The sequence below is a fragment of the Methylobacterium tarhaniae genome (assembly GCF_001043955.1).
Taxonomy (GTDB): domain Bacteria; phylum Pseudomonadota; class Alphaproteobacteria; order Rhizobiales; family Beijerinckiaceae; genus Methylobacterium; species Methylobacterium tarhaniae.
The window spans coordinates 1-8087 of record NZ_LABZ01000323.1 but is presented as its reverse complement, the minus strand read 5'-3'; the positions used below and the strand labels follow the sequence as shown (position 1 = coordinate 8087).

At 72.1% G+C, this 8087-nt stretch carries 7 protein-coding genes; all 7 read left to right on the top strand.

All coding sequences use genetic code 11. The features are described 5' to 3' along the window. Window positions 1–1135, top strand: a 1135-nt coding sequence (locus tag VQ03_RS34080) for a hypothetical protein (RefSeq protein ID WP_167376144.1), incomplete at its 5' end; no start/stop codon positions are given. Between the two features lie 126 nt (window positions 1136–1261). Beyond that, on the top strand, window positions 1262–1906 hold the full coding sequence (locus tag VQ03_RS29645; protein ID WP_048454524.1) for a DUF47 domain-containing protein: 645 nt from the start codon (window positions 1262–1264) through the stop codon (window positions 1904–1906). 9 nt (window positions 1907–1915) lie between these two features. Next, window positions 1916–2920: an inorganic phosphate transporter gene (locus VQ03_RS29640; protein WP_048454523.1), complete on the top strand. Its 1005-nt coding sequence runs from the start codon at window positions 1916–1918 to the stop codon at window positions 2918–2920. Between the two features lie 91 nt (window positions 2921–3011). Further along, a complete protein-coding gene (locus tag VQ03_RS29635) occupies window positions 3012–4430 on the top strand; it encodes a phosphatase PAP2 family protein (protein ID WP_048454522.1) in 1419 nt (472 codons plus the stop codon). Between the two features lie 39 nt (window positions 4431–4469). Beyond that, window positions 4470–5543, top strand: coding sequence for an alkene reductase (locus VQ03_RS29630; protein ID WP_048454521.1), 1074 nt, complete (start codon window positions 4470–4472; stop codon window positions 5541–5543). A 465-nt stretch (window positions 5544–6008) separates the two neighbouring features. Beyond that, window positions 6009–7331, top strand: coding sequence for a quaternary amine ABC transporter ATP-binding protein (locus VQ03_RS29625; RefSeq protein WP_048454520.1), 1323 nt, complete (start codon window positions 6009–6011; stop codon window positions 7329–7331). Next, window positions 7247–8087: ABC transporter permease (locus VQ03_RS29620; RefSeq protein ID WP_048454526.1), on the top strand; the 841-nt coding region annotated here is incomplete at its 3' end. The genes VQ03_RS29625 and VQ03_RS29620, both read left to right, overlap by 85 nt.

Genomic DNA, 8087 nt, shown 5'->3' with positions numbered 1-8087 from the left:
CGCCTGCCGCGATCTCCGCCGCGTCCCGGACCGGCCCCAGCCCGCCGCCTCGCCCGTGGACGCGCAGGCCCTCGCCGCCCCCTCCGTCGAGGGCGGCACGCAAGGACGCAATCGGGCGCGGGCCCGATGCGGCGTCGACGCCGCGGCGCTCGCTCGCCTCCAGGTTTTCGAGGTGGCGCCACAGGGCCCCCGCCTCGTCCCGCCCGAGGGGGTAGCGCGGCTCCAGGCCCTGATGCCGCGCTACCCCCTCGGGCGGGACGAGGCGGGTGCCCTGTGGCGCCACCTCGAAAGCCTGGAGGCGAGCGAGCGCCGCGGCGTCGAGCCCGACCGGATCCGCCTCGGCGTCGACGCCGCATCGGGCCCGCGCCTGATCGCGTCCTTGCGTGCCGCCCTCGACGGAGGGGCCGGCGAGGCCTTGCGCGTCCACGGGCGAGGCGTCGAGCTGGTGCCGGTCCGGGACGCGGCGGAGATCGCGGCAGGCGGCCTCCTCGCCCTCGTCTTCGCGACCGACCTCGCCGCGTGCCACCAGGATGGCGGCCTGCCGCTGCTCTTCCCGCTCGCCCCGATCGGCGACGACCTCCGCGCCGACGAGGTCCGCAGCCTGATGCCGTCGCGCCGCGACCAGGCGGAGGCCCTCCTGTCCGGCGCTCCAAGCGACGTCGCGGTCCTCGCCGATGCCGCGGGCAGGGCCCTCCTGCCCGGATCGACCGCCCGCCCGATCCTCGATCCCGACCGCCTCGACAAGCCGCTTCCCCTCGAGCTGATCGTGCTCGTCGCCCCGGCCCGCTGGCGCGACCTCGTCGGGCTGCTGCGGCCCGGCACGCGGGTCCACGCCATCGGGCCGGAGATCGGCGCGGTGCTGCCCGCCCTGGCGCGGGGCGGGATCCGGCTCGTCCTGACGGATCCGAGCGCGGGCCCCGGCGTCGATCCCGCGCCGGCACCCGACCGCCTGGCGCGGGCGGCCGCGGCGCTCCTGCGTGCGGCCCTGGTCGCGGCCGGGCGCGACCTCACCCGCGGCGCGCTCCTGCGCGCGTTCGACACCCTGCATCTCGACGGGTCCGACTGGCCCGGCCTCGACTACGCCCGCCATCCCCGGACCGGCCGGCGGGACACGATCCTCCTCCGCCTCGAATGACCCCCGCGGGCGGCGTCCCGGCCCCCCGTCCGGCAGCCCGCCCGAAAGATCGGCCCGCCGGCCCCTTGCGGGCGGTGAGCCGGCTTCCAGATCACCGTGGAGGTCAGGCGGACGGGACGGGCGGACATGCTGGGCTGGTTCCGGGCGCTGATGCCCAGGGAAGACCGCTTCTTCGACCTGTTCGAGCGGCATGCCCGCACGCTGGTCGCCGGCGCCGAGGCGCTGCAGGCGCTGCTGGAGGGCGGCGAGGACGTGCCGCGCTACTGCCGGATCATCGCCGAGCGCGAGCAGGAGGCCGACGACATCGCCCGCGAGGTACTGGAGGCGGTGCGCCGCAGCTTCATCACGCCCTTCGACCGCGGCGACATCAAGGACCTGATCCAGTCGATGGACGACGCCCTCGACCAGATGAACCGCACCGCCAAGACCATCACGCTGTTCGAGGTGCGCAGCTTCGATCCGGTCATGCGGGAGATGGGCGGCACCGTCCTGGAGGCCGCCCGGCTCACCGCCGAGGCGGTCCCGCTCCTCAACGGCATCGGCAAGCATGCCGCCCCGCTCTCCGCCCTCACCGAGCGGGTGATCGCGGTCGAGGGGCGCTCCGACGCGCTGCACGAGCAGGGCCTCAAGGCGCTCTACCACGCGCATGGGCGCGGCGACCCGATGGCCTACATCGTCGGCAGCGAGATCCTCGGCCACCTGGAAGACGTGGTCGACCGCTTCGAGGACGTCGCCAACGAGATCAGCGCCATCGTGATCGAGAACGTGTAGGAGCCGGATGTGGAGGCCGCCCTCTCGCTCCCGATCCTCGCCGGGTTGATCGCCGTCGCGCTGCTGTTCGACTTCCTCAACGGCCTGCACGATGCCGCCAACTCGATCGCCACCATCGTTTCCACCCGGGTGCTGCGGCCGCACTACGCGGTGATCTGGGCGGCGTTCTTCAACTTCATCGCCTTCCTGTTCTTCGGCCTGCACGTCGCCCAGACGCTCGGCACCGGCATCGTCGAGGCGAGCGTGATCGACGCGAAGGTGATCTTCGGCGCGCTCGCGGGCGCCATCGCCTGGAACGTCCTGACCTGGCTGCTCGGCATCCCGTCGAGCAGCTCGCACGCGCTGGTCGGGGGCCTCGTCGGGGCGGGGCTCGCCAAGGCCGGCTGGCAAGCCGTGGTCTGGGGCGGGCTCGGCAAGACGGCGGCCGCCATCGTGCTCTCGCCGCTGCTGGGCTTCGCCCTCGCGCTGCTGCTCGTCCTGATCGTCTCGTGGCTGTGCGTGCGTGCGACACCCTTCGCGGTCGACCGCCGGTTCCGCTTCCTGCAATTCGTCTCGGCCTCGCTCTACTCCCTCGGCCACGGCGGCAACGACGCCCAGAAGACGATGGGCATCATCGCGGTGCTGCTGTTCAGCCAGGGCCATCTCGGCCCCGACTTCCACGTGCCGCTCTGGGTGGTTCTGTCGTGCCAGGCGGCCATGGCCGCCGGCACCCTGCTCGGCGGCTGGCGGATCGTGCACACGATGGGCTCGCGCATCACCCGGCTCACGCCGATGCAGGGTTTCTGCGCCGAGACCGGCGGGGCGCTGACCCTGTTCGGGGCGACCTGGCTCGGGGTGCCGGTCTCGACCACCCACACGATCACCGGGGCGATCGTCGGGGTGGGCGCGGCGCGGCGCACCTCGGCGGTGCGCTGGGGCGTGGCGAGCGACATCGTGGTGGCCTGGGTGCTGACCCTGCCGGCCGCCGCCCTGATCGGCGCGGGCGCCTATGCCCTCGCTGCGTGGCTCGCCTGACGGTCGTCACCGCGACCGCGCGCCCGGGCTGGACAGGAGGCGGCGGCCGTCGTCTCCTGTCCGCCGCAACGCTCCTGGGGGAGGCGACGTCATGCGCAGGGCCACGACCCACGGTGCCGCGATTCTCTGCCTGCTGCTGCCGCTCCCGGCGGCGGCGCAGACCGCGACGAACCTCGTCGCCCTGCAGGGGCTCGCCCCGGTCAGCGCCCTGCCCGGCACGCAGGAGGGGCGGGCGGCGCTCGCCGCCAACCTGCAGGTGACCGGCGACATCCAGTTCGGCACGCAGACGCAGCCGCATCTCCTGCCGCTCGACGAGCAGCGGCAGCTCGCCCTGCGCGACTGCTTCATCACCGACGGCAACGCCACCGAGCTCGCCGACGGGCTCGGCAGCCGGCTCGGCGCGATCTACCAGGAAAAGGCACGCTACGCCGACTACAAGACGTTCAGCAACGTGACCCAGTCGGTGGCCGACCTGCTCGGCTACACCAACAACATCACGAAATCGGATTCGAATTCCGGAAAATACTTCTTCGCCAACGGCACGACCGACGGCAAGAACCCGGTCTCGGCGGCGGCCGCCGGCATCTTCGCGGCGCGGAGCGGCGTGCCGGACGTGTTCGGCAAGGCCTATGACCGCAAGGCCGGCAGCACGGGGGGCGACGCCTTCGGCAATGCCCGCCCGTTCCAGACCCTGCCGCGCCTCTACGCGTATCGGGGCGACGATTACTTCGCCCGCACCTCGCACAGCCTGGACTGGCTGCACGGGCCGAGCCAGAACCTGACCGACAGCCCGTCCTATCCGAGCGGCCACACCACCTACGGCTACACCGAATCCCTGGTCCTGGCGCTGCTGGTGCCGGAGCGCTACCAGCAGATGATGGTGCGGGCGGCCGAGTACGGCAACAACCGCATCGTCGTCGGCGCGCATTACGCGATGGACGTGCTCGGCGGGCGCACGGTGGCGCTCCACGCGGTCGCGCATCTCCTCGCCAACGATCCGGCCTATGTCGGCCAGATCCGCAAGAACCCGGCCGTGATCAACGAGATGAGCCGGCAGACCAACGACGCGGTCGCGATCACCGATTACCGCGCGGCCCTGGAGGCGGCGCGCAACGACCTCGCCCTCGTGCTGAAGGATGCCTGCGGCGATTCGGTCGCGTCTTGCGCCGCCACCGATACCGGCCGGTTCCGGGACGCGGCGGCCAACGCGGCCTTCTACGACACGACCCAGACCTACGGCCTGCCGGTGGTCCACGCCAAGACCGCCGGCACGGTCGAGGATGTGGGCAAGATCGCCCCCGAGGCCGGGTACCTTTTGACCGCGGCCTTCCCGTCCCTGAGCCTCGCGGAGGCGAACGCCATCCTGACCGAGACCCAGGGACCCGGCGGCGGCTTCCTGAACGACGGCTCGGCCTTCGGGGTCTATTCGCGCCTCAACCTCTACGCCGCCGCCGGCAAGGCCGCGGCGCTCGCCGCCGCGAAGCGCCCGCACGCGCAGACGGCCCGCTGACGTCCCGGCCCTTTCCCTGAACGCGCAGCGGAGCTCGCGATGCCCAGCCTCCTCGACCCGATCCGGCTCGGCGCCCTGTCGGCGCGCAACCGGGTGCTCATGGCGCCGCTCACCCGCGCCCGGGCCACCCGCGACCACGTGCCGACCGGCCTGATGGTCGATTACTACGCCCAGCGCGCCTCGGCCGGCCTCATCATCTCCGAGGCGACCGGGATCAGCCCGCAGGGGCTCGGCTGGCCCTACGCCCCCGGGATCTGGACGCCCGAGCAGGTCGAGGGCTGGCGGCCGGTCACCGCCGCCGTGCATGCGGCGGGCGGATTGGTCGTCTCGCAGCTCTGGCACATGGGCCGGGTGGTCCATCCGAGCCTGCCCGGACGCGGCCAGCCGGTCTCGTCCTCGGCGACCACCATGCCCGGCCTGGCGCGGACCTACGAGGGCAAGGCGCCCCATGTCGAGGCCCGCGCCATGACCGAGGCCGACATCCAGGCCGTCCTGGAGGATTACCGGCAGGCTGCCCGCAACGCGCTCGCGGCCGGATTCGACGGCGTCCAGATCCACGCCGCGAACGGCTACCTCATCGACCAGTTCCTGCGCGACAACGCCAATTTCCGCACCGACCGCTACGGCGGCTCGATCGAGAACCGGATCCGGTTGCTGCGCGAGGTCGTGGCGGCGGTGGCCGACATCGCCGGGCCCGAGCGGACCGGGGTGCGCCTGTCGCCCAACGAGGAGCGCCAGGGGGTGAACGACAGCAACCCGGAGCCGCTGTTCGAGGCCGCCGCCGCGGCGCTCTCCGAGATCGGGATCGCGTTCCTGGAGGTGCGCGAGCCCGGCTACGAGGGCACCAACGGCAAGGCGGAGCGCGCCCCGGTCGCGCCGCGGATGCGGGCGGCGTTCCGGGGCGCCTTCGTGCTCAATTCCGACTACGACGGCGTGCGCGGCCAGGCCACCCTCGATGCCGGCGAGGCCGACGCGATCTCGTTCGGGCGCCCGTTCATCGCCAATCCCGACCTGCCGCGGCGGATCGCGCAAGGGATCCCGCTTTCGGCCGACGATACCGAGACCTGGTACACCGGCGGGGCGCAGGGCTACGTGGATTATCCGCCGGCGTGAGGGTGGGGGTCCGCTGAACTCGGGCTGTCCGGGGTAAGAGGTGGCGCGTCTCCGCGCTCCCGTGTGGGAGTGCGGGGAATTCCATGCCTGTCCGGTCTCGCCCGGTGCCCGACGTGAATGCGCGCGTCCGCCGACGCGCGCACGTCGTCAATGGCACTTTCCGCCGGTTTCGCATTGCCGGCAAGGATAGCGGCCGCACCGATCGACGCGATATCAGCCCGAATCGGCATCACCGCGTGCATCGAAAGCCCGCAACATTGCCGAAAACACGAGCAATGCTGCATCGCAGCAACGACGAGCGGCGGGGATGTTGACCGATGTCGTCTTCCTGCCAGAAAGTGTCGCAACCGGGCAAGCCGCGACCCTTGGGGCAGGTAGCTTTTCATCATTATCCGTAAAGATCGAGCCCCGAACTCATCACGGGTGATCAGCCGAGAGGCACCGTTCCGGAAAGGGTGTGGGCAGATGCGCAACATGACCTTGACGGGCATCAGCAAGATCTTCGGCCGGAATCACGCGGCGGCCCTGGATCAGATCGCGCAAGGCAAGCGCAAGGCCGAGATCGCCGCGTCCTGCGGCGCCGTCGTCGGGCTGCGCGACATCTCGTTCGACGTCCGCGAGGGCGAGATCCTGATCCTGATGGGCCTGTCGGGCTCGGGGAAGTCGACGCTCCTGCGCTGCATGAACCGGCTCGTCGAGCCGACCTGCGGGCGCATCCGCGTCGGCGACGTCGACGTGACGGCGCTCGGCCGCAAGGACCTGCTGGCCTTCCGGCAGCAAACCTTCGGCATGGTCTTCCAGCACTTCGCGCTGCTGCCCAACCGCACGATCCTGTCCAATGTCGGCTTCGGCCTGGAGATCAAGAACGTCCCGGCCGAAAGCCGCAACGCCCGCGCCAGGGAGGCGATCGCCCTCGTCGGGTTGAGCGGGTGGGAGCACAAGTATCCGCACGAGCTCTCCGGCGGCATGCAGCAGCGGGCGGGCCTCGCCCGGGCGCTGGCGGCGGATGCCGAGATCCTGCTGATGGACGAGGCGTTCAGCGCCCTCGATCCGCTGATCCGCCGCGACATGCAGGCGGAGCTGCGCGAGTTGCAGGCCAAGCTCGGCAAGACCGTCGTGTTTGTCTCCCACGACCTCGACGAGGCGGTGGCGCTCGGCGGCCGCATCGTCCTGATGAAGGACGGCGAGGTCGTCCAGATCGGCCAGCCGGAGGAGATCGTGGCGCGGCCCGCCACCGACTACGTCGAGCGCTTCGTCGCGCATATCGACCTCTCGGCGGTGATGCGGGTGGAGCACGTCGCCGACCGCGCCGCGATCCTGCCCCTCGACGGGAGCGTCGCGCAGGTGCGGGCGCGGATCGCGGCGGCGCCCGAGGCCTGGTTCGTCGCAGGCCCGGATGGCCGTCTCGCCGGACGCCTGCGGCCCGAGCGGCTCGCGGCGGCCAGGGCCGACGAGCCCGTCTCCGGCCTCCTCGACCGCGAGGCGGGCTGCATCGAGGAGGGCACCCGCCTCGACGCCGCCTTGCGCCGGATCGCCGCCGAGGGATCGCTCGCGGTGGTCACCCCGGACGGGCGCCTGGTCGGCGCCCTCACCAGCCGCGACGTCGTCCGCGCCCTGGCGGCGCGGCCAGGCGCACAAATCCCGCAGCAAGACCCGCATCGGGGCGAGGCCTCGACGCAAAACGAGCCGGCAGGAGTGGAAAGATGGAGTGGAGCGTCCCCAAATTTCCCCTCGACACGCTCAGCGACGACGGTCTCGACTGGCTCACCGAGCATGGCAGCTGGCTGACCCGCGCCGTCAGCCGCACGGTCTCGGACGGCATCGACGCCCTGACCGGCGCGCTCGTCGCCGTGCCGCCCTGGGCGGCGATCACGGTGGCATCCCTCGTCACCTACAGGATCGGCGGTCGCCGGGTCGGCCTGCTGACGCTCGCGGGGCTCCTGTTCCTGTGGAACCTGCGGCTGTGGCAGGCCACGGTGGAGACCCTGGTGCTCGTCGTCCTGGCGACGGTCGCCGCGCTGGCGATCGGCATCCCGGTCGGGATCGCCTGCGCCCTCAACCGGCGGGCCTGGCAGGCGGTCGCGCCGGTGCTCGACATGATGCAGACGCTGCCGAGCTTCGTCTACCTGATCCCGGCTCTGCCGTTCTTCGGGCTCGGGGCGGTCTCCGCCTGCTTCGCCACCATCGTGTTCTCGGTGCCGCCGGTGATCCGGCTGACGGCGCTCGGCATCCGCAGCGTGCCGGCCGAGCTCGTCGAGGCCTGCGACGCCTTCGGCGGCTCGTCGACCCAGAAGCTCGTCAAGGTGCAGCTGCCCCTCGCGCTGCCGACCATCATGGCGGGCGTCAACCAGACCATGATGCTCGCCCTCTCGATGGTGGTGATCGCCGCGATGATCGGGGCCGGGGGCCTCGGCCGCGCGGTCTGGCAATCGATCCAGCGGCTGGAGGCGGGCGCCGGGTTCGAGGCCGGCATCGGCATCGTGATCGTGGCGGTCATCCTCGACCGCACCACGCAGGCGCTCGCCGCCCGCGCCCGCCCGCCCG